The following is a 20679-nucleotide window of genomic DNA, read 5'->3' as shown; positions in this document are numbered from 1 at the left end:
GTAGTCGTCCGTCGTCCGTCGTCCGTCGTCCGTCGTCCGTCGTCCGTCGTCCGTCGTCCGTCGTCGTCCGTCGTCGTCCGTCGTCCGTCGTCGTCCGTCGTCCGTCGCCGTCCGTCACGGTCCCCGACCGGGATCGTCCCTGTGGTGGAGGCCCCGCACGTCCGTCAGGTGACGCAGCCCTCGACGCCCCGGAGCGCGCCCCGGTTGAAGGCGCTCAGGCGCTGCGCGGCGGTGCCGTGGTCGCTCACGTCCGTCCAGGGGGTGTCGTCGGCGTGCTGCCGCAGGGCGGCCGCGAGCTCCGCGGTGTCACCGTCCTCGAAGTGGAGCATGCCGTCCTCACCGGCACCCCACAGCGTCGCGCCGGCCAGGCAGTCGGCCTGCAGCTCGATCTGCCGCGACACCATCCCCTCCGGGATGCGGGCCTGGACGGCGTGGCCCCACTCGTGCGCGACGATCAGGTAGATCCAGGCGTCCCCCTGGCGGTATCCCATCCGCATGAGATCCACGTCCCAGGCCACGAAGTCGTAGGGCGGCCAGCAGTACAGGGCGTTGTCGTCGGGGAGCGGGTATCCGTGGCACGTCGGAGGCCGTTCCCGTCCGCCGCCGTAGCCCTCGCCGCCGTACCCCGCGTCGCCCTGGTCCTCGGTGCCGTACATCCCGTCGTAGCCCTCGCCGTAACCGCCGTACGTCCCGCCGTAGGCGCCGTCATAGGTGCCGAGAACGCGCGGGGAGGAATATTCTCCCGGAAAGAACTCCGACCAGTGCCTCGCCCAGAAACGGTCAACGACATATTGGGCACTGCGGATGTCCTCATACATGTCGTCGAGCTCGTCGAGATGCTTCGCCGCGGGAAAGGACGCCGGTGCCTTTTCGTTCTCCCCGGCCGCCGCGGCGTCCGCGGGAATCAGCACCAGCAGGCTCAGGAACAACGCGACGCACGCCAGACGGGCGACTCCCCGCTGTGAAGCGACCATGCTCTCCCCCTGTCACCGGCGACCACCAGGAGAACGCGCGGTGCCTCGATCGGTGCGGAGCCTCAAAGGCATGGTCATCGTATGACAAAGAAGTGTGAACGTGAATGGCGTCCATGGGACGGCATTCTTCCCGGCATTGCCGATCCGTATACGCGGGGGAATTACCGGTGCCGGGTCCGGGTCCGGGTCCGGGAACGGAGGCGGCTGTCGTTTTCCTCACTCGGTGCCGGGGTGCCGGGGGAGCAGGGGACCGGGAGGGCGCGTCCTCGGTCCGCGCCGGCCGCTCGCGGTCAGCGGCCGGCGCGGCCGGGCTTCCTGGCCGCGAGCCGTTCGATGACGCCGAGCGCGAAGCGCTCGTGACGCTCGACGGTGAAACCCATGGCGCGTACCCGCCGCACCGGCCGGCGGCGGTAGTGCTCCCCGGCCGTCGGCACGGTGACCGCCTCCACCAGTGCCTGCAGCACCCGGACCGGCCAGGCCGACGACGCCACGTGGTCGGCCAGGAGCAGCGTCCCGCCCGGCCGCAGGACCCGCGCCATCTCCGAGAGCGCCGCCCCCTCGTCGGGGATCCCGCACATCGCGAACGTGCACACGACCGTGTCGAAGCACTCGTCGTCGAAGCTCAGCGCCCGCGCGTCGCCCTGCCGCAGATCGACCGCACGGCCGAGGTCGTCGGCCCGGCGCCGGGCCACCTCCAGCATCCGGACGCTCCACTCCACGCCGGTGAGCCGCACGTCGCCGGGGTAGTGCGCGAGGTTCGCGCCGGTGCCGAAGGCCACCTCCAGCGTGTCGCCGACCGCCTGCCCGCACAACCAGGGCCGGGTGTCGGCGAAGAAGCGGTGCTCGACGAACGCCGACCGCCGGTCGTAGGAGTCGGCCTGCCGGTCCCAGTAGCGGCGCAGCCGCGTGTCGCGGGGGGAGATGTCTGACACCGGGTCACCCTAACTCTCCCCGGGGAGGCGTGGATCGGTACGCCGCATCGGATCCGGGGCCCGCCGGTCAGCCGGGCGGGCGCGCCGGGGCGGTGGAGCTCTCGCGGACGACGAGGTCGGTGGAGAGCTCGACCCGGCGGGGCTCGGGGGTCTCGCCGCGGGAGATGCCCAGGGCCATGCGGGTGGCGAGGGAGGCCATCTCCTCCAGCGGCTGGCGCACCGTGGTCAGCGGCGGCCAGGCCGACCGGGACAGGGGCAGGTCGTCGAAGCCGACGACGCTCAGGTCGTCGGGGACCCGCAGCCCGCGCTGCCTGGCCGCCTCGAACACCCCGAACGCCTGCAGGTCGCTCCCGGCGAAGATGGCGGTGGGGCGGTCGGCCAGCGAGAGCAGGGCGTGGCCGTGGTCGTGACCGGAGCCGACGAGGAAGTCGCCGTGCAGGATCAGCGCGGGGTCGACCTCGACCCCGGCGGTCTCCAGCGCGGCCCGGTAGCCGTCGATGCGGGCGCGGCTGCACAGGACGTCGGACGGGCCGCCGATCATGCCGATCCGCCGGTGGCCCAGCTCCAGGAGGTGCCGGGTGGCCGCCAGGCCGCCGTGCCAGTTGGTCGCGCCCACCGACGCCACGCCCGCGGCGGGCTCCCCCTCGGGATCGACGACGACGAACGGGATGGAACGGGCGTTGAGCTGGCCGTACTGCTGGGCCGAGAGCCGGGAGCCGACGATGATGACGCCGTCCGTGCGGCGGGCGGCCAGCCGGTCGAGCCAGTCGCGGCCCGGCCCGGCGTGGGTGTGCAGGACGGAGATCACGACACTGGCCTCGGCCTCGGCGGCCGCGCTCTCGGCCCCGCGGATGAGCTCCATCGCCCAGGGGCTCTCCAGCTCGGCGAAGATCAGGTCGATCAGGCCGGACGGGCCGTCGGCACCCCCGGTCCGCCGGATGTAACCGTGCTCGTGCAGGAGCCGCTCGATCCGCCGGCGGGTCTCGGGCGCGACCTCGGGCCTGCCGTTGATCACCTTGGAGACGGTCGGGGCCGACACGCCCGCCTCCTCGGCGATACGGGCAATGGTCACACGGGGCTTTCCTGCCATGTCCGGCAGCATATCCGAAATCTTTCGGAGTGTCGTTCGAGCGGCGGCGGGCGCCTTTTGCATACGTCCGGCGCCTTCGCGGATCCTCTTCGGCCGGTCCCGCCGATTCCCGCGCGGAGAAAACTTTCGCTCTTGCCGGAAACGTTCACGGGCGACGTGCCGTTCAGGTGGCGTGGCGGACGCGGACGTTGCCGTCGGTGGAACGGGCGACGAGGGACCGCGCCGCGTCCCGGCTCCTCGGGACCCGCGCCGTCGCCTGCCCGCTCCCGCTGGAGACGCTGACCCGGTAGGTGTCGGCGGTCTTGGGCAGCACCACGTTCACGGTGCCGCTCCTGGAGACCGCCTCGACCTCGGTGGGGGGCGCGGCGAAGCCCAGGTTGACCTTCCCGTCGGTGGAACGCGCGGTGACCTTCGGCGAGCGGATCGCCTCCATGTCGACGCGCCCCGCGGTCGTGACGACGTCCAGCGGGCCGGACAGGGCGCGGGTGTGCACGTCCCCGTCCCCGGCCCTGATCTTCAGGGGCTGGTCGAGGCGGACCGCGCTGACGTTCTGGTCGCTGCCGACCTCGATCGTCACACCCGGCGGGACCATGATCGTGTGATGGGACTCGCAGTTGTCGAGCACGATGCCGGAGCAGGTGACGCTCACCTTCAGCCTCCCGTCCCTCATCGACCAGGAGGCGTTCCCCTCCTTGGCCGGCGTCCCCTTCAGGGTCCGCTTCACCTGGACCGTCCCCGCGGTGCCGGGTTCCAGGCGCACGCGCGTCCCGGCGGCCTCGATGACGAGTCCGGGAGCGGAGTGCGGGAAGAGCCGTTCCTCGTTCCGGACGCCGGAGGAGGTGTGGAGAGCGCAACCGGTGGCCGTCACGGTGAGCAGGCCGGCGGCGAGCAGGAAAGGGGTTCTACGCGTCATGTGTCGAGGATCGCCGGACGGGCCGGGCAGCCGTATCCGCCGTTCGGCCGATCATGGACCGGATCGGGGCCCACGCCTCGGCCTTTCGGCCGGTTTTCCCGCCCCCGCCAAGCGGCCGTCCCCTCACGCGCCGCCCCCTCACGCGCCGCCCCCTCACGCGCCGGCCCGTCAGGCGGCCGGTTCGTCACCGGAGCCCGGACGGCGGCCGGACGGGCGCCCGTCCGGGCGGCCGGGCGGCCGGCCGGACCGGAGCGCACGCAGCGACGTCATGAGCGTCCTGGCGACCGCGACGGCCGCCGCGCCCACCGCCCCGACCAGGGGTTCCCTCTCCTCCTCGGCGGTGGGGCCGGGATCGGGCTCGACGGGGTCGGACCGGCCTGCGCGGACCGCCTCCAGTTGCGCCGCGAACGCCAGCCCGAGGAAGAGGGCCATCGAGCTGAGGAAGGACCACAGCAGCAGCGCCATCACGGCGGTGAGCGGGCCGTAGGTCGCGCCGAAGGTGCCGCTGCTCTCGGTGTAGAGGGCCAGCAGCAGGGTGAAGACCGTCCACAGCGCGAGCGAGACCAGGGCTCCGAACGCGAGCCAGGTGTGGCCCGGCTGCCTGCGGCGCGGCGCGGCGCGGAACAGCACCGAGCTGGACATCAGCGCGAGCAGGAACCCCAGCGGCCAGCGCACCATGTTGAACGCGTCGGTGGCCCCCTCGCCCCAGTCGTAGACCTGGGCCAGCGCCCTGCTGATGGCGCCGCCGCCGACCATCACCACGAAACCGACGGTCATGAACGAGCCCGCCGTCAGCGCCATCAACAGGGCCCTGGCGTACTTGCGCAGGAAGGGGCGGTCCCTCTCGACGCCGTAGATGCGGTTGGCCCCCCGCTCCACCTGGGCCATGGAGCTGGTCAGCGAGACCAGGGCGGTGCCGAGACCGAGCCAGAGCGCGAGGGCGCCCCCGGTACGGCCCGCCTGCCGGTGGCTGTCGGAGAGCACGTCCTGGACGGCCTCCACCCCGGCGCCCGGGGCGATCCTGCTCAGGATCAGCTCCAGCACCTTGCCCATCTCCTCCTGGTTGATCACCGAGCTCAGCCCGACCAGCGCGATGGCGCCGGGAATGATCGACAGGCAGATCTGGAAGGCGAGCGCCCTGGAGTTGGTCAGACCGTCGCCGTACCTGAACCTCGCGAAGGAGTCGCGGACCAGGTGCCAGCGGCCGTACATGCGCAGGGCGGTCCAGGCGTGGTCGGCGGAGAGTTCCTCGCCGTTCATGGTCCGCGTCTGCGGGACCTTCGTCGCTGTTCCCATCGTGAAGGGCCCGTTACCCGGAATGTGATGTCATGAACGGGCCCGCCTCTTCGTGTGGCCAAGAACACTTGATAAAACCCTGATTCTGGGTAAGGCAGACCCATGGCTGAATTTCTCACAGATATCAAGGAGATCCGGGCGCGTGCGCGCCAGGAGATCGACAAGGGTCCTATCACCTCCGCCTACGGCGCCGACGTGCAGCGGGTCATCCAGGTCTGCAACGAGGCGCTGGCGACCGAACTGGTCTGCGTCCTGCGCTACAAGCGGCACTACTACACCGCCTCGGGCCTGCACGCCGGGCTCGTCGCGGCGGAGTTCCTGGAGCACGCGGCCGAGGAGCAGGAGCACGCCGACCGGCTCGCGCAGCGCATCGTCCAGCTGGGCGGGGAGCCGGACTTCAACCCCGACACGCTGACCACGCGCTCGCACGCCGAGTACGACGACAGCCTCGACCTGATCGAGATGGTCAAGGAGGACCTGGTCGCCGAGCGGATCGCGATCGCCTCCTACACCGAGATCGTCAACTGGCTCGGCAACGACGACGTGACCACCAGGCGCGTCTTCGAGGACCTGCTGGCGCAGGAGGAGGAGCACGCCGACGACCTGAAGAGCCTGCTGGAGCGCCTTCCCGGCGCCCTGACCCCCGAGGCCTGAGGTCACGGTCTCCGCGGGCCGGGCCGCGTCGCCGCCGTACGACCGGCAGCGTCACGTGACCCGGCCGTACGGCGGCCCCGGATCGGTCAGCCGGTCGCGCAGGTGACCTGGGACACCGGTGCGGGCGTGCCCGAGGCGATGAAACCGAAGGTCGCGGTGGCGCCCGCGGCCAGGGAACCGTTCCAGGAGACGTTCCGCGCCGAGACCGTGTCCCCCGACCGGGTCACCGTGGCGTTCCACGCCTGGCTGATCTGCCGTCCGGGGAACGCCCAGCTCGCCGTCCAGCCGCTGATCGGCGCCGATCCGCCGTTGGTGACGGTCACCTCCCCCTGGAAGCCGCCCGACCACTGGCCGATCGTCCGGTAGGCGGCCGCGCACCCGCCGGGCGGGGGCGGCGTCGTGGTCGGCGTCACCGTGGGCGTCACCGTCGGTGTCACCGTGGGCGTGGGCGTGGGGACGGAGCCGAGCAGCGCGGTCAGGGCCGGGAACCAGCGGTCGGCCATCTTCCGGTCACCGGCCGCGTTGGGGTGCACCCCGTCGTAGGTGTCCGTCGCCGTGCTGAACCCCGTCCACTGGTCGACCACCGTCACGGGGGAGCGCGCGGTGGTCTTGGACGCCGCCCACCCCGGGATCGCCGCGTTGAGCGCGGTGACCCGCTGCGCGCACTCGCCGCACGTGCTCGGGGTCATCGGGATGATCTGGGCGACCAGCACCTTCATATCGGGATTGTCGGCCCGCATCTGGTCGACCAGCTTGCCGTAGGCGGCCAGGATGGTGGCGGTCGGGCGGTTGCTCCAGACGTCGTTGGTGCCGAAGTGCATCAGCACGATGTCCGGACGGGTCGCCGCCAGCCAGCCGGGAAGCTGGTTCTGGTCGGCGACGGCGGTGACCAGCGCCCCGCCGTGCCCCTCGTTCTCCCCGTCGTGCGCGACGCCGCACCCCTGCGACGGCAGCGTGCCGACGAAGTCGAGGCCGGTGTGGCCGGCGTCCACCAGCTTGTTCCAGAGCATGGCGCGCCAGCAGCCCGGTGAGCCGGTGATGGAGTCCCCGAGCGCCATGATCCTGACGGCCGCCGCGCTGGCGGGCGTCGCCGTGCCCGCCAGCAGAAGGCCCAGGGCCGCCACCGCGGTCACCACGGCCGTGGTGACCGCCAGAATCGCGTTCCCCGCGCGTGTCGTCCTTCGCATCTTCTCCCGCTCCCGCCTCGATGGGGGGCCGATGCTAGGCGGCCCCCGGCGGGGACGGGAAGCACCCCGCCCGGCCCGCGGGGTCCACCTGCGACGCCGTCACCGCCGGAGGTGGAACTTTCAGCGTCGCCGGCGGATCGTAGTCTTGATCGCAACCGCCCGTCCCAGCGGGCGGGCCACGACGAAAGGACCCTCCCGTGGCCGAGACAGCGGACCCCGGCCGATGGCACGCCCGGCTCGCCGAGCTGATCGAGGAGTACCGGGTTCCCGGGGCGAGCCTGGCCTTCCTGCACGAGGGGGAGGTCCACGAGTTCGCCGCGGGCGTGCTCAACGTGTCCACCGGGGTGGAGACGACCACCGACTCGCTCTTCCAGATCGGCTCGATCACCAAGGTGTGGACCACCACCCAGATCATGCTCCTCGTCGAACGCGGCGAGCTGACACTGGACACCCCCGTCCACCGGGTGCTGCCGGAGTTCCGGGTCGCCGACCCGGAGGCCACCGCGACCGTCACGATCAGGCAGTTGCTCTCGCACACCTCCGGCATCGACGGGGACCTGTTCCTCGACACCGGCCGCGGTGACGACTGCGTCGAGAAATACGTGGCGGCCTGCGCGGGCCTGGCGCAGAACCACCCGCCGGGCGTCACCCAGTCCTACTGCAACGCGGGGTTCGTCGTCGCCGGACGCGTCGTCGAGCGTCTCACCGGCAGGGTGTGGGACAGCGCGCTGCGCGAGCAGATCATCGAGCCGCTCGGCCTGACCCACACCTGGACCCTGCCCGAGGACGTACTGCGCTTCCGCGGCGCCATGGGTCACCTGGACGGGGTGCCCGCCCCGGCCTGGGGGCTGATGCGCTCCGGCGGGCCGGCCGGGCTCATCTGCGCCCGCCCCGCCGACGTGGTCGCCTTCGCCCGCGCCCACCTGGGCACCGGGCTGCTCGCCGACCCGCGGGCGATGTGGGAACCGCAGGCCGACGTCCCCAACCCGCACACGCTGGGCCCCCGCTGGGGGCTCGGCTGGGTGCTGGACGAGTGGCAGGGGCGGCGGGTCCTCTCCCACGGAGGCAACACCATCGGCCAGGGCGCCATGCTCTGGGTGATCCCCGAGGAGGGCACGGCGGCGTGCGTGCTGGTCAACGGGGGGTACTCCGCCGCCTTCCGGCAGGCCCTGGCCGCCGAGCTCTTCGACGCGCTGCTCGGCCTGACGGTGCCGCCCGTGCTGGGACCGCCGGCCGAGCCGTTCGAGACCGACGTCGAGCGGTACGCCGGCGTCTACGAGCGGACGGGCGTGCGGCTGACGATGACGGCCCGCGACGGCGCGCTCTCCCTGTACTGGGAGACCACCGGGGCCCTCAGCGACCTGAGCCCGCCCGTGCAGCTGGACCTGGTCCCGGTGGACGACACCACCTTCGTCGGCCGTCCCGAGGGCGACCCCCACTGGATGTCGGCCGTCTTCTACGAGCTCGCCGACGGCACCCCGTACGTCCACATGGGGGTGCGCGCCACGCCCAAGGTCGCCTGAACCGCCGCCGCCGCCGCGGCGGCGGCACGGCCGGCGGCGACCGGCGGCGACGGGGCGGACGTGGGCGCGGGCGGACGGCGGAGCGGGGGACGCGGGCGGACGGCGGAGCGGGGGACGCGGGCGGACGGGGGGGACGGGGGGGACGGGGGACAAGGGGGGACGTCAGAGGGGGATCCACTCGGTGGAGACGGTGACCCGGTCGAGGACGTCCGGGATCGGCTCGACGCCGATGCCGGGCCCGGTGGGCACGTCCAGGTGGCCCTCGTTCAGCTCGAAGGGCGCGGTGAGGTCGGTGGTGAAGTAGCGGCGCGAGGCCGAGGTGTCGCCGGGCAGCGTGAAACCGGGCAGGGCGGCCAGGGCCACGTTGGCGGCCCTGCCGATGCCGGTCTCCAGCATGCCGCCGCACCAGACCGCGATCCCGTGGGCGCGGCACAGGTCGTGGATGCGCCGGGCCTCCAGGTAGCCGCCGACCCGGCCGGGCTTGATGTTGATCACGGAGCAGGCGTCCAGGGAGATCGCGGCGGCGGCGTGCGCGGCCGACTCGATGGACTCGTCCAGGCAGATCGCGGTGGTGACCTTCCGGGCGAGTCGCGCGTGCTGGACGATGTCGTCGTTGGCCAGGGGCTGCTCGACGAGCAGCAGGCCGAACTCGTCCAGCCGGGCCAGGTGCGGGGCGTCGCTGAGGGTGTAGGCGGCGTTGGCGTCCACCTGCAGCGGCACGTCGTCGCCGAAGCGCTCCCGCACGGCGCGGACCGGGGCCACGTCCCACCCCGGCTGGATCTTGAGCTTGATCCGCAGGTAGCCCTCGTCGAGGTAGCCGGCCACGGCGTCCAGGAGCTCGGGGATCGAGTCCATGATGCCGACCGATACGCCTGCCGGGACCCGGTCGGCGGTGGCGCCCAGGAAGGAGGCCATGGACCGGCCCGCGGCGCGCAGCTCGGCGTCGAGCACCGCGCTCTCCAGGGCGGCCTTGGCCATCCGGTGCCCCTTGAAGGGCTCCAGCGCGTGGCCCACGCCCTGGGCGTCGACGCGGGAGGGCAGCGCCGGGACGAGGAAGCGGCGCAGCACGTCGGCGGCGGCGTCGACGTACTCGGGGGAGTAGAGCGGGTCGGACATGGCCACGCACTCGCCCCAACCCTCCGCCTCCGGCGTGACCACCCGCAGCAGCAGCACGTCGCGTTCGGTCTCGGTGCCGAACGAGGTGCGGAACGGCGCGACCAGCGGCATCGCGACCCGCCTGAGCTCAATTCCAGTGATCTTCATGATGTGCGGCCCGCGCCGCGTCTCCCCTCGATGACGTCGCCGCTCGGGCGACACGATACGACGTAGCTGGACCTGTCGTGAAAGCCGGTCACCCGGGCGCCCTCGCCCAGCAGGCCGCCGAGCACCTCGCGCACGGCGCGGCGCCAGGACGCGGCGGCGCCGGGGTCGCGGCGGCGCAGCGCCTCCACGTCCTCGGGCACCGTGACCAGCACGGTCGCGGCGTCGGTCCGGCCCGCGACCGGGCGGCCGTCGCTCTCGCCCAGTCCGACGACGGCGTCCGGCGGGACGTGCGGAAGGCACGGCGCCCCGCCGACGGCGGCCAGGACGTGCGGCTCGGTGAGCCGCCAGACCGCGAGCACCCGGTCGGACTCGTCCCCGGCGTTGATCGCGTCGTCCATGACGCCGTAGAAGGACGGCAGGTACTCCTCGGGACGGGCGCCGAGCTTGACCAGGTTGAAGTGGGCGTTGCGGCGCACCAGCGGGTCGTAGGTCCAGGTGATCCTCTCCAGGCCGCGCTCCAGCGCCCAGGCGCGCTGGTGCAGCTTGAGGGCGAGACCGATCCCGCGCCCGGCCGAGGCGCCGGTGACGTGGGAGTGCAGCACCTGTCCCGCCGGGGCCGCGAGGAAGCCGACCGACGCGCCGGCCAGGCGGCCGCCGGCGTACGCCCCGGCCACGTAGTTGCCGGCGTGCGACAGCGCCCGCATCATCTCCACGCTGACGGGCGCGGCGCCGGGGTCGGGACGCCAGATGCCGTCGAACAACCGGAAGGCGTCCTCGAACTCCTCGATCGAACGGAGCTCGCGCAGCGTCAGGCCGCCGGGGCCGCCGGGGCCGCCGGGGCCGCCGGGGCCGCCGGGGGTGTCGGGGGCGGCGTTCACCGGAGCACCGCCGCGACCAGGCCGGCCAGCAGCCTCGCCCGGAGGGGCATCTCGGCCACGATCACGTGCTCGTCGTCGGCGTGGGCACCGCCGCCGACCGCGCCCAGCCCGTCGAGGGTGGGGCAGCCCGCCCCGGCGGTGAAGTTGCCGTCGGAGGCCCCGCCCACGCCGACACCGGAGAGCGGGGCGAGCCCGGCCCCGGCGGCGACCCCGCGGGCGAGGTCGAACAGCCCCGCCGAGGAGGCGTGCTCCAGCGGTGGGCGGTTCGGGCCTCCCAGGACCTCCAGCCGGGTGCCGGGGACGTGCGGGCGGAGCGCCCTCATCAGCTCGTCCACCCGCCGCTGCGCGTCCAGGGTCGGGACGCGGACGTCCACCGCCAGCCGGGCCAGCGCGGGCACGGTGTTGGTCGTGGTCCCGCCCGACAGCAGGGTGGGCGTCACGGTCACCGGCCCCAGGCCGTCCGCCGTCCCCGGGCCGTCCGCCCACGCCGGCCCGGTCGCGGACGCCGGGCCGGTCGCGGTCCCCGGTGGGGCGGCGTTCACCCGGTCCGCGATCCCGGCGACGGCGAGGATCTGGTGGGCGAGCTCGACGCCCGCGTTCGCGCCCTTCTCGGGGGCGAGCCCGGCGTGCGCGCCCCGGCCGTGCACCACGACCTCGTACATGGACGTGCCCTTACGCGCGATCTTGAGCGCGCCGCCGTCGGCGCTCCCCTCCAGCACGAACGTGGCAGCGCAGGCCCGCGCCGACTCCTCGACCAGCGCGCGCGAGGACGGTGAACCGACCTCCTCGTCGCCGGTCACCAGCACGCACACCCCGTCCAGGGACGGCAGCAGGGCCAGGGCGTGGAACATCTGGACCAGCCCGGCCTTCATGTCGAACACGCCCGGTCCCCGGGCGATCCCGCCGGTGACCGACCAGGGGTGGGTCCGCAGGGTGCCGACCGGCCAGACCGTGTCGTGGTGGCCCAGCAGCAGAACCCTGGGCGTGCCGAACGTCCACCGCAGGTGGGTGACCCCGTCGACCACGATCGTCTCGGGCCGCGCGCCGAGGCGGTCGTGCCCCTGGCCGGCGACCACCCCGGCGCTCGCCGCCACCGCCGCGTGGTCGGCGGAGAAGGACTCGCACAGGACGAGCTCCCGGAGATCCTCCAGCATGGCGTCCGGGTCCGGCGGACCGGCCGGGCTCACCGGGCTCACCGGGCTCACCGGGCTCACCGGGGCCGCCGGGGTCGCGGGTGAGGCGTCCCGGACGCTCGCGGCGGCGTGCTCGGCGTGCTCGAGGTGATGGGCGTGGTCGGGGTGATGGGGGTGATGGGGGTGGGGCGGGCGGGGCTCAACGGACACGTGCCAGTCCTCCGGTTCGGCGGTCACCACGACCGTACGGCAGGCCGGGTGGGGAAATTCATCCGATCCCCTCCGGGGGGTCGTGCCGCCGGCCCGGCTCCCGGAGACGCGTGCCGGGCGGGGATACGGGGCGCCGGACGCCGGCGGGCGATTATGAAGGAAAGTTACAAGCTTTGCCGTCGAGATGGAGATAATTGACGTGACCGCCCGGTCGAACGTAGGGTCCGGACAACACCCCCCGCCCCCCATCTCCAGGCCTCTGACCTCGAAGAAGACCCCACGGAGCGGTTCATGAAGCGAACAGCAGCGGCAGCGGTCTCCCTCTGTCTCGCCGCCGTGACCGCCGCGTGCGGTGGCGGTGCCGGGGGCGCCCCGGGCACCACGGGAGCGTCATCGGGTGACGCCTCCACCGGCGCGGTCTTCACCACGATCGACGCGCTCAAGCCGGGCATCGACGCCAACGCGCCGATCAACCCGTACAACCCCAAGGGCAACGCGTTCCGGGGGTTCAACGCCGAGTGGCTCGGGTGGACCAAGAACCACCTGACCGATCCGAACCTGTTCTACCCGGGCGTCGCGCGGAGCTGGCAGATCGCCCCCGACCAGTCCTCGATCACGCTCCGGCTGCAGCCGGACGGCCGGTGGTCCGACGGCAGGCCGATCACCGCCGAGGACGTGAAGTTCTCCATCGGGGTGGCCTACACCCAGGGCGGCACCGCCTACGCCCTCGACCCCTCCGCGGCCGGCGCCGCCTCCGACATCGCGATCCTGGACGAGCGGACGATCAGGATCACCCAGGCGGCCGAGAACCCCAGCTCCACCTTCGTCCGCAGCGTGATGGAGACCGTGATCGTCCCGAGGCACGTCTGGGGGTCCGTGCTGCCCGCCGACTTCTGGCAGCGCCTGAAGGTCGCCCAGAGCGACGCCCCCGGGGCCGGGGCCGCGCGGGCCGGGATCACCGCCCTCGCCGAGAAGGTCATCACCTTCGCCCCTCCCAGGGATGTCTCGGCCGGGCCGTTCGTCCTCAAGCGCGTCAACCCCGGCGAGGCCCTGCTGGTCAAGAACAGGTACTTCCACAACGCCGCCGCCGTCGCCGCCGACCAGGTGCGCGTCCTCAACTACACCGGCAACGAGCAGGTCTGGAACTACCTCGTCGCAGGCAGGCTGGACAGCGCGCCGTTCACCGCCGTCCCAGCCGGCGTGATGCGCAGGATCCTCCGCACGCCAGGGAACGTCGCGGTCAGGGGGTACTCGCCGGTCAGCGAGGGGCTGGCGTTCAACCAGTCCAGGAAGCCCTACGACAACGTGCACGTCCGCCGCGCGCTCGCCCACCTGATCGACCGCGCCCAGGTCACCAAGGTCGCCTCCCCCGAGGGCGGCACCGCCTCGGTCACCACCTCGGGCCTGCACCAGCGGGCCGCTCAGGCGTGGCTGGGCGACGGTCTCGCCGCCCTGGAGCCGTACCGGCACGACCCGGCCAGGGCCGAGGCCGAGCTGCGGGCCGCGGGCATGCGCAAGACCGGGGGCCGCTGGACGCTGCCGGACGGCTCCCCGTGGAAGATGACCATCAACGTGCCCGCGTCCTTCTCCGACTGGCTGGCCGGGGCCAAGGCCGTCACCAGCCAGCTCAACGACGCCGGCATCGAGGCCGAGGTCGTCACCACCGCCGACTACCCCCTCTACCTGGAGGAGATGGCGGCCGGCAAGTACGACGTGGGGTTCTGGCTGGTCGCGCTCGGGCCGGCGCCGTACAACATCTTCCAGCGCCTGTACGGCGCCCAGAACGGCTGGAAGCTCTTCGGCGGCAAACTCAGGCACGTCCCCGCCGGCACCGAGGGCAACTGGATGGGCGGCGCCGAGACCGTCGAGGTCGCGGGCGAGGGCAGGATCGACCCCGGCGCGCTGGCCGTCAGGCTGAACTCCGCGCCCGAGGCCGAGCAGAGGAGGATCGTCTCGATCCTGGCCAGGGCCGCCAACCAGGACCTGCCGGTGATCCAGCTGTGGGACTACGTCAACACGCAGGTGGTCAACACCACGCGCTTCGACGGCTTCCCCGGCGACGACAGCGACGCGCTGCGCCTCACCTCGGGGGTCTGGCTCCAACTCGGCATGATCAAGAGGAAGTAGCCGCACATGACGGTCATCGCACGCCGCCTGGCGGGTCACCTCGCCCGCGGGCTCGCCATGATCCTGGTGGTCGCCACGATCAGCTTCGTGATCATCAGGAGCATCCCCGGCGACCCCATGCGGGCCCGCTACGAGAAGCTCGTCGAGCAGGGCATGTCGCCCGAGCAGGCCGAGCGCGCCACCGCGGTGATGTACGGCTTCATGCCCCGGGGCACGATGTGGGAGCAGTACACCGACTACGTCAGGGGACTGCTCCACCTCGACCTCGGCCGGTCGACGAGCGTCCCCGGCGCCGAGGTCACCTCCCTGCTCGCCTCGGCCGCCGCCTGGACGATCCTGCCGGTGCTGGTCGGCACGCTGCTCAGCTTCACGGCCGGGATCATCCTGGGCGTCTACGCGGCGATCAAGCGCTCCAGCAGGCTCGGCGACGCGCTGGCCGTCTCCGGCTCGCTCCTGCACGGCCTGCCGCAGTACGTGCTGGCGCTGCTGCTCAGCGCGGCCTTCACCACCCTGCTGCCGATCTTCCCGGCGAGCGGCACCGCCGACGTCACGCTGGAGCCGGGACTCAACGCCGCCTACGTCGGCTCCCTGATCCAGTACGCCACCCTGCCGGTGCTGACCTACGCGCTGGCCGGGTACGGCGGCTGGATCCTGGCGATGAAGTCGAGCGTGGTCACCGTGCTGGGCGACGACTTCATCCTCGCCGCCGAACTGCGCGGCATGCGGCGCGGTGTCGTCTTCCGCTACGTGGCGCGCAACGCCATCCTGCCGCTCTTCACGATCCTGGCGCTCTCGCTGGGCCTGCTCTTCGGCGGCGCCATCTTCATCGAACGGATCTTCACCTATCCGGGACTGGGACTGCTGCTGCTCAACAGCGTCACCGACCGCGACTACGCGCTGATGGGCGGGGCCTTCCTGCTGATCACGGTGGCGATCGTCATCGCCAACATCGTGGCCGACATGCTCTACACCGCGATCGACCCGCGCGTCCGCTCGGGACAGGAGGCCTCATGACGGCACCGACCGTGATCCCCGGGGCGTCCGGCACGCCCGAGGCGCCGGGCACCGGCGCGGTCCCGGGCCCCCCTGTCCTCGGCAGCCGCGCGGTGCAGCGGCGCAACTTCCGGCGCGGCGTGCTGCGGGTCCTGCGGCGCAAGCCCAGCCGCATCCTGGGCGTGGCCATCCTGGCCGTGTTCGCGTTCATGGGGATCTTCGGGCCGCTGCTGTACCCCGCGCGGCTGCCGCGCGACGACGACGCCCTCTACGCCGCGCCGAGCTGGGCGCACCCCTTCGGCACCGACTTCGAGGGCACCGACGTGCTCGCGCTGGTGGTCACCGGCGCCCGGTACGTCCTGCTGACCGCCCTGGTGACCGCGGTCATCACGGTCGCCGTGGGCACCTCGGTCGGGCTGTTCGCCGGCTTCAGGCGCGGACGCTGGGACGGCGTGCTGATGCGGATCACCGACATGAAGCTGACCATCCCGGCGCTGCCGCTGCTGCTGGTGCTCTCGACCGTCTGGAAGTTCACCGGCCCGATCCAGATGGGCCTGGTGCTGGGCCTCCTCGGCTGGGGCGGGGTGGCGCGCGCCGTACGGGCGCAGACCCTGTCGCTGCGCGAGCGCGGTTTCATCGAGGCCGCCCGGGGGCTCGGGCTGTCCACCCGGCACATCATCGGCAGGGAACTGCTGCCCAGCATGGCCCCGTTCATCGCGATGAACATGCTCATCGCGGTGACCGGCGCGGTCTACGCGCAGGTGGGCCTGTTCTTCCTGGGCGTCCTGCCGTTCGACGCCAACAACTGGGGCGTCATGCTCAACCTCGCCGTGTTCGGCGGCGGCGCGCTGACGACGACCGCCGCGCTGCCCTACATGCTGGCGCCGCTGCTGGCGATCCTGCTGCTCACCCTGGGCATCGTCCTCGTCGTCGACGCCATGGACGAGATCTTCAACCCCCGCCTGCGGGAGGAGTGACAGATGTTCGCACGCACGAAGAAGGTGCCCGCCGCACCGGACGGACGGCCGCCCCTGGCCGCGAACGGCCGCGAGGCGGGCGGGGACGGCCCCCCCGGGGTGCGCGTCGGCGGCCTGTCCGTCGTCTACCGCACGGGCGGGGGCGAGCTGCCCGCCGTCTCCGGGGTCGACCTGGAACTGCTCCCGGGCACGATCACCGGCGTGGTCGGCGAGTCCGGCTCGGGCAAGTCCACCCTGGCGCTCTCGCTGCTCAACGCGGTCCAGCCGCCCGGCAGGATCAGCTCGGGAAGCGTGGAGATCGACGGGCTCGGCGACGTCACCGCGCTGCGGGGCGAGGCCCTGCGCAGCGCCAGGGGCCGCCACATCGGGTACGTCTTCCAGGCCGCCCAGAACTCCCTCAACCCGCTCAAGACCGTCGGCAAGCAGCTTCTCGACCTGGGCCGTTCGCACGGGATCGAGGACCTGCGCGCGCTGGTCGCGGACGCCAGGGACCTGCTCGGCCGGATGGGCATGGACGGCGCGCGTGTGCTCGACTCCCACCAGCACGAACTGTCGGGCGGCATGCGCCAGCGGGTCGGCATCATGCTCGCGCTGGTCCTCAACGCCCACCTCGTCGTGCTCGACGAGCCCACGACCGCCCTCGACATGATCACCCAGGCCACGATCCTGCGGATCATCCGGGAGGTCCACCAGGAGCGGGGGCTCACCACGCTCGTCATCACCCACGACCTCGGCGTGGTCGCCGAGGTCGCCGACAGGCTGGCCGTCATGTACGGCGGGCGGGTGGTGGAGCAGGGGCCGACCGCCGAGGTGCTCGCGGCCCCCCGTCACCCCTACACCCAGGGCCTGATCCGGGCCATCCCGCGCCTGGTCGGCGACATCGGGGAGGCCAGGGCGCTGCCCGGCCGGCCGCCGACGCTCGGGACCGTCCCGGCGCGGGGGTGCGTCTTCAGGGAGCGGTGCGAGTGGCGCATGGACGTCTGCGAGACCGAGGAGCCGCCCGCGGTGACCCGCGGCGCGTCGGTCGTGGCCTGCCACGCCGTCGCCGCCCGCGACGCCGGGACGGACGTGGGGACGGACGTGGGGACGGACGTGGGGACGAAAGCAGGGACGGACGACAGGAGCACCGCGCGGATCGCGGAGGGGAGCGGGTGCCGCAGCGCCGTGCTCGACGTGATCGAGGACGCCGGCGCCGCCGGCGCCGCCGGCCCCGCCCGCGCCGAGGTCCCGGTGGGAGCCGGGCGGACCGGCGGGACCCGCGAGACGTACGGGCACGGGGAGGAGAGAACGTGATCACCGGACAGGGCGTCACGAAGACCTTCAGGCAGAAGGGGAACATGCTCGCCGGGCGGGCGGTGCCGGCACTGCGCGGCGTCGACTTCGCCATCCCCAAGGGCGGCGCGGCCTCCTTCATCGGCGAGTCCGGCAGCGGCAAGACGACGCTCGGGAGGATCATCGCCGGGCTGGAGAGCCACGACTCCGGCGAGATCACCATCGACGGCACCGCGATGTCGTCGCTGCGCCCCAAGCAGCGGCAGCCCTACTTCCGCCGCATCCAGCTCATCCACCAAGACCCCTACTCCGCGCTCAACCCGACCCGGACGGTGCACCAGACGCTGGACGCGCCGCTCTCGCTGCGGGCCGGGCAGACCGGCCGCTCGCGGGCGTGGGCGGACGGCCGCGCCCGCGAACTGCTGGAACTGGTCGGGCTCGACCCCGGCTACGTGCTGCCGCGCTACCCCCACCAGCTCTCCGGGGGCATGCGCCAGCGGGTGGTCATCGCCCGCGCCCTCACCGTCGACCCCGAGATGCTCGTCGCCGACGAGGCCGTCTCCATGATCGACGTGTCGCTGCGGCTGGGCATCCTGGCCCTGTTGAAGGACCTGCGCGAACGCCTGGGGGTGAGCGTGCTCTTCATCACCCACGACGTGGCCACCGCCCGCTACATCGGCGACGACGGCGAGCTCTACGTCATCTACCGGGGACAGGTCGTCGAGCGCGGCCACGTCGAGACGATCATCTCCGGGCCGGTGCACCCGTACACCCAGTCGCTGCTGTCGGCCATCCCGGTGCTGCACGGCCTGGAGCGGCCCGGCGAGGAGGCGGTGACGCCGACCGGGGCCCTCGACGAGAGCCGCGCCGACGCCGGGTGCCTGTTCGCCGGGCGCTGCCCGTTCCGCACCGCCCGCTGCGACACCGAGCGTCCGGTGCTGGGTCACGACGGCGGCACCCCCCAGGAACACGCCTGCCTCCACCCGGCCGCCCGCGACGTCGTCGCCGTCCCGGCGGGCCGGTCGTGACCGCTCCGGGGGACGTTCCCGCGACCCCGCGCCGCGCCGGTGGGACGCCCGCCGTCCGCGAGGCGGTCACGGGGGACGCGGCCGAGGCGGCGGCACTCGCCGAGATCGCCCGAGCCGCCCTCGTCCACGACGCCGCCGAGGCCGCGGACCTGGTCGCCCGGCTCGCCGACCCGCCCGCGGACCGGAGCTGGACGGCGCTGGTGACGCGCGACCTGGACGGCGTGGTGTTCGCCTCCGTGTCGGGGCGCGACCCGCGCGTCGGTCACGTCGACCTGCTGGCCGTGCACCCGGCCGCCCAGGGGGCCGGTCTGGGACGGGCGCTGCTCGTCGCGGCCGAGGAGTGGCTGCGCGACCGGGGGGCCGTGGAGGTACGGCTGGCCGGGAACCCGCCCTGCTACGCCTGGCCGGGCATCGACGTGCGCCACACCCCCGCGACCTGCCTGGCCGAGAGCCTCGGCTACCGGCGGTACCACGTCGCGGTCAACATGACCGCCGACCTCACGGGCGACCTCGCCGGCGACCTGTCCGCCGACGCGGGTGCCGCCCGGCTGGAGGAGCGGGGGATCACCGTGCACGCCGCCGCCCCCGGCGACCGCGCCGCCGTCCGCGACTTCGTCGCCGCGCAGTGGCACGCCGGGTGGGCGTGGGAGGCCGAGCGGGCCACCGGCTGCCACTACGCCCTCAGGGAGGGGGAGATCATCGGCTTCGCCTCCTGGGGGGCGCGACCCGCGTGGTTCGGCCCGATGGGCACCGCGCCGGCCGCGCGCGGCCTGGGCGTGGGCGGGGTGCTCATGCGCCGCTGCCTGGCCGAGCAGCGGGCCGCGGGCCTGGGGAGCGTCCAGATCGGCTGGGCCGGGCCGCTCCGCTTCTACTCCCGCGAGATCGGCGCGTACGCCGAACGGGTCTTCTGGCTGTACCGCCGGGACCTGCCCCGGGAGGCGTCGGCCACCGGGACGGACCCGCTGACGGACCCGCTGACGGGGCTCAGACGGGGCAGGCGGCCGTGACGCGGCCGGCGAGGAGAGACCACCCGCGTGATCGCGGCGCGACAGGAGAACCAGCCACATGGGGAATCATGACTGACTCACCGGCCCCTTCCTCGGGCCTCCCGGCCCCTGCGATCCCGCCGACGGCCGCCGCGCCGGCCGCGCCGGCTGTGGCCGCTCACGCCCCGGGAACCTCGGCCGCTGCGGGGCCGGACGCCTCCGCGGGAGCCCCGGACGCCGCGCTGCCGCCGACCGAGCAGAGCGACCCCCGCTACAGCGGCATCGACCGGCTCCCGACCGAGCAGGTGGCCCGGCTGATGAACGCCGCCGACGCCGCCGTGCCCGCGGCGGTGGCCGAGGCGGTCCCGGCGATCTCCGCCGCGATCGACGCGATCGTGGACCGGATGCGCGCCGGGGGCCGCCTGTTCTACGTGGGCGCCGGGACGTCGGGACGGCTGGCCGTGCTGGACGCCTCCGAGTGCCCGCCGACCTTCGGCACCGACCCCGGGCTCGTCCAGGGCGTCATCGCGGGTGGCCCGCCGGCGCTGACCCGTTCGGTCGAGGGCGCCGAGGACGACCACGCCGGGGGCGCCGCCGCCCTGGCGGAGCGGGGGGTGGGCGCGCTCGACACGGTGGTGGGCGTCTCCGCCGGAGGGCGGGCGCCCTTCGTGCTCGGCGCGCTGGCCGAGGCGGGCCGTCGCGGCGCCCTGACCGTCGCGCTCTCCTGCAACCACGCGACCGCCCTGTCGGCGGCGGCGCTGCACCCCATCGAGGTGATCGTCGGCCCGGAGGTGGTGACCGGCTCCACCCGGCTCAAGGCGGGGACCGCGCAGAAGCTGGTCCTCAACATGATCTCGACGATCACGATGGTCCGGCTCGGCCGGACCCACGGCAACACCATGATCGAGGTGTCCGCGATGAACTCCAAGCTGGCCGACCGGGCCACCCGGATGGTCGGCGACCTCACCGGCGCGGCCTCCCCCGTGGCCCGCTCCGCCCTGGAGGCCGCCGGGTGGCACGTGAAGGCCGCCGTGCTCATGATCGAGCACGGTCTCGACGCGGCCGCCGCCCGGCTGCTGCTGGAACGCCACGGCGACCGGCTGGAGGCGGCGATGGAGGCGGCCGGCCGGGCCGGCGGCTGAGGCCGCAGGCCCGGGGCCGTGATACCCGGGGCCGTGATACCCGGGGCCGTGAGACCCGGGGCCGCGAGCGCGGGTGCCCCGGGCGGGCCCGGGGCGCCCGT

18 protein-coding genes are annotated in these 20679 nt (G+C 73.5%); 9 read left to right on the top strand and 9 right to left on the bottom strand.

Annotated elements, in window-relative coordinates; translation table 11 throughout:
• Positions 1-164: 164 nt before the first annotated feature.
• From AB0G16_RS18110 to AB0G16_RS18090, 5 genes are all read right to left on the bottom strand, one after another.
• The gene (locus AB0G16_RS18110; protein WP_362805895.1) at positions 165-974 is read right to left on the bottom strand and encodes a hypothetical protein; all 810 of its coding nucleotides are present in this window, start codon (positions 972-974) and stop codon (positions 165-167) included.
• A 290-nt stretch (positions 975-1264) separates the two neighbouring features.
• On the bottom strand, positions 1265-1906 hold the full coding sequence (locus tag AB0G16_RS18105; RefSeq protein WP_362805893.1) for a class I SAM-dependent methyltransferase: 642 nt from the start codon (positions 1904-1906) through the stop codon (positions 1265-1267).
• 67 nt (positions 1907-1973) lie between these two features.
• On the bottom strand, positions 1974-2996 hold the full coding sequence (locus AB0G16_RS18100; RefSeq protein WP_362805891.1) for a LacI family DNA-binding transcriptional regulator: 1023 nt from the start codon (positions 2994-2996) through the stop codon (positions 1974-1976).
• Between the two features lie 163 nt (positions 2997-3159).
• Positions 3160-3909, bottom strand: coding sequence for a DUF4097 family beta strand repeat-containing protein (locus AB0G16_RS18095; protein WP_362805889.1), 750 nt, complete (start codon positions 3907-3909; stop codon positions 3160-3162).
• Between the two features lie 168 nt (positions 3910-4077).
• Positions 4078-5205, bottom strand: a complete 1128-nt coding sequence (locus AB0G16_RS18090) for a YihY/virulence factor BrkB family protein (RefSeq protein WP_362805887.1) — start codon at positions 5203-5205, stop codon at positions 4078-4080.
• Between the two features lie 102 nt (positions 5206-5307).
• Here AB0G16_RS18090 and AB0G16_RS18085 point away from each other — a divergent pair, with 102 nt between their 5' ends.
• On the top strand, positions 5308-5859 hold the full coding sequence (locus tag AB0G16_RS18085) for a ferritin-like domain-containing protein (protein WP_362805885.1): 552 nt from the start codon (positions 5308-5310) through the stop codon (positions 5857-5859).
• 86 nt (positions 5860-5945) lie between these two features.
• On the opposite strand, the gene AB0G16_RS18080 is transcribed toward AB0G16_RS18085, so the two are convergent.
• The gene (locus AB0G16_RS18080) at positions 5946-7046 is read right to left on the bottom strand and encodes a cellulose binding domain-containing protein (protein WP_362805883.1); all 1101 of its coding nucleotides are present in this window, start codon (positions 7044-7046) and stop codon (positions 5946-5948) included.
• 197 nt (positions 7047-7243) lie between these two features.
• Between AB0G16_RS18080 and AB0G16_RS18075 the strand changes: the two genes are divergently transcribed.
• Positions 7244-8569 (top strand): serine hydrolase domain-containing protein, encoded by a 1326-nt coding sequence (locus tag AB0G16_RS18075; RefSeq protein WP_362805881.1) that lies wholly within the window; start codon positions 7244-7246, stop codon positions 8567-8569.
• Positions 8570-8731: 162 nt separating this feature from the next.
• On the opposite strand, the gene menC is transcribed toward AB0G16_RS18075, so the two are convergent.
• The 3 genes from menC to AB0G16_RS18060 are packed head-to-tail and all read right to left on the bottom strand — an operon-like array spanning position 8732 to position 12053.
• Complete coding sequence (gene menC / locus AB0G16_RS18070; protein WP_362805878.1) at positions 8732-9832, bottom strand: o-succinylbenzoate synthase; 1101 nt, start codon at positions 9830-9832, stop codon at positions 8732-8734.
• The gene (locus AB0G16_RS18065; RefSeq protein WP_362805876.1) at positions 9829-10710 is read right to left on the bottom strand and encodes a GNAT family N-acetyltransferase; all 882 of its coding nucleotides are present in this window, start codon (positions 10708-10710) and stop codon (positions 9829-9831) included. Before AB0G16_RS18065 ends, menC begins: the two co-directional genes overlap by 4 nt.
• Complete coding sequence (locus AB0G16_RS18060; RefSeq protein WP_362805874.1) at positions 10707-12053, bottom strand: M20/M25/M40 family metallo-hydrolase; 1347 nt, start codon at positions 12051-12053, stop codon at positions 10707-10709. The genes AB0G16_RS18065 and AB0G16_RS18060 overlap by 4 nt, the downstream gene beginning before the upstream one ends.
• A gap of 291 nt (positions 12054-12344) precedes the next feature.
• On the opposite strand from AB0G16_RS18060, the gene AB0G16_RS18055 reads away from it, so the two are divergent.
• The 7 genes from AB0G16_RS18055 (at position 12345) to murQ (ending at position 20578) form a co-directional block, all read left to right on the top strand.
• Positions 12345-14180: an ABC transporter substrate-binding protein gene (locus tag AB0G16_RS18055; RefSeq protein WP_362805872.1), complete on the top strand. Its 1836-nt coding sequence runs from the start codon at positions 12345-12347 to the stop codon at positions 14178-14180.
• Between the two features lie 6 nt (positions 14181-14186).
• Positions 14187-15194, top strand: coding sequence for an ABC transporter permease (locus tag AB0G16_RS18050; RefSeq protein WP_362805870.1), 1008 nt, complete (start codon positions 14187-14189; stop codon positions 15192-15194).
• On the top strand, positions 15191-16150 hold the full coding sequence (locus tag AB0G16_RS18045) for an ABC transporter permease (RefSeq protein WP_362805868.1): 960 nt from the start codon (positions 15191-15193) through the stop codon (positions 16148-16150). The genes AB0G16_RS18050 and AB0G16_RS18045 overlap by 4 nt, the downstream gene beginning before the upstream one ends.
• A 3-nt stretch (positions 16151-16153) precedes the next feature.
• Positions 16154-17443 (top strand): ABC transporter ATP-binding protein, encoded by a 1290-nt coding sequence (locus tag AB0G16_RS18040; protein ID WP_362805866.1) that lies wholly within the window; start codon positions 16154-16156, stop codon positions 17441-17443.
• A complete protein-coding gene (locus AB0G16_RS18035; protein WP_362805864.1) occupies positions 17440-18450 on the top strand; it encodes an ABC transporter ATP-binding protein in 1011 nt (336 codons plus the stop codon). The genes AB0G16_RS18040 and AB0G16_RS18035 overlap by 4 nt, the downstream gene beginning before the upstream one ends.
• Positions 18447-19457 (top strand): GNAT family N-acetyltransferase, encoded by a 1011-nt coding sequence (locus tag AB0G16_RS18030; RefSeq protein WP_362805862.1) that lies wholly within the window; start codon positions 18447-18449, stop codon positions 19455-19457. The genes AB0G16_RS18035 and AB0G16_RS18030 overlap by 4 nt, the downstream gene beginning before the upstream one ends.
• Positions 19458-19525: 68 nt before the next feature.
• Positions 19526-20578 carry an N-acetylmuramic acid 6-phosphate etherase gene (gene murQ / locus AB0G16_RS18025; RefSeq protein WP_362805860.1) on the top strand — a complete coding sequence of 351 codons (1053 nt, stop codon included), beginning with the start codon at positions 19526-19528 and terminating at the stop codon, positions 20576-20578.
• Positions 20579-20679 lie beyond the last annotated feature (101 nt).

This window comes from Streptosporangium sp. NPDC023615 (assembly GCF_040640155.1).
Lineage (GTDB): Bacteria > Actinomycetota > Actinomycetes > Streptosporangiales > Streptosporangiaceae > Streptosporangium.
Note: the sequence above shows the minus strand (reverse complement) of the source record. Positions and strands in the feature narration are given on the sequence as shown.

What these genes read in the sequence shown, in the direction of transcription:
- AB0G16_RS18110 (WP_362805895.1), bottom strand. Translation starts at nt 974, where the DNA reads ATGGTCGCTTCACAGCGGGGAGTCGCCCGTCTGGCGTGCGTCGCGTTG.
- AB0G16_RS18100 (WP_362805891.1), bottom strand. Translation starts at nt 2,996, where the DNA reads ATGGCAGGAAAGCCCCGTGTGACCATTGCCCGTATCGCCGAGGAGGCG.
- AB0G16_RS18095 (WP_362805889.1), bottom strand. Translation starts at nt 3,909, where the DNA reads ATGACGCGTAGAACCCCTTTCCTGCTCGCCGCCGGCCTGCTCACCGTG.
- AB0G16_RS18090 (WP_362805887.1), bottom strand. Translation starts at nt 5,205, where the DNA reads ATGGGAACAGCGACGAAGGTCCCGCAGACGCGGACCATGAACGGCGAG.
- AB0G16_RS18085 (WP_362805885.1), top strand. Translation starts at nt 5,308, where the DNA reads ATGGCTGAATTTCTCACAGATATCAAGGAGATCCGGGCGCGTGCGCGC.
- AB0G16_RS18080 (WP_362805883.1), bottom strand. Translation starts at nt 7,046, where the DNA reads ATGCGAAGGACGACACGCGCGGGGAACGCGATTCTGGCGGTCACCACG.
- menC (WP_362805878.1), bottom strand. Translation starts at nt 9,832, where the DNA reads ATGAAGATCACTGGAATTGAGCTCAGGCGGGTCGCGATGCCGCTGGTC.
- AB0G16_RS18055 (WP_362805872.1), top strand. Translation starts at nt 12,345, where the DNA reads ATGAAGCGAACAGCAGCGGCAGCGGTCTCCCTCTGTCTCGCCGCCGTG.
- AB0G16_RS18050 (WP_362805870.1), top strand. Translation starts at nt 14,187, where the DNA reads ATGACGGTCATCGCACGCCGCCTGGCGGGTCACCTCGCCCGCGGGCTC.
- AB0G16_RS18045 (WP_362805868.1), top strand. Translation starts at nt 15,191, where the DNA reads ATGACGGCACCGACCGTGATCCCCGGGGCGTCCGGCACGCCCGAGGCG.
- AB0G16_RS18040 (WP_362805866.1), top strand. Translation starts at nt 16,154, where the DNA reads ATGTTCGCACGCACGAAGAAGGTGCCCGCCGCACCGGACGGACGGCCG.
- murQ (WP_362805860.1), top strand. Translation starts at nt 19,526, where the DNA reads ATGACTGACTCACCGGCCCCTTCCTCGGGCCTCCCGGCCCCTGCGATC.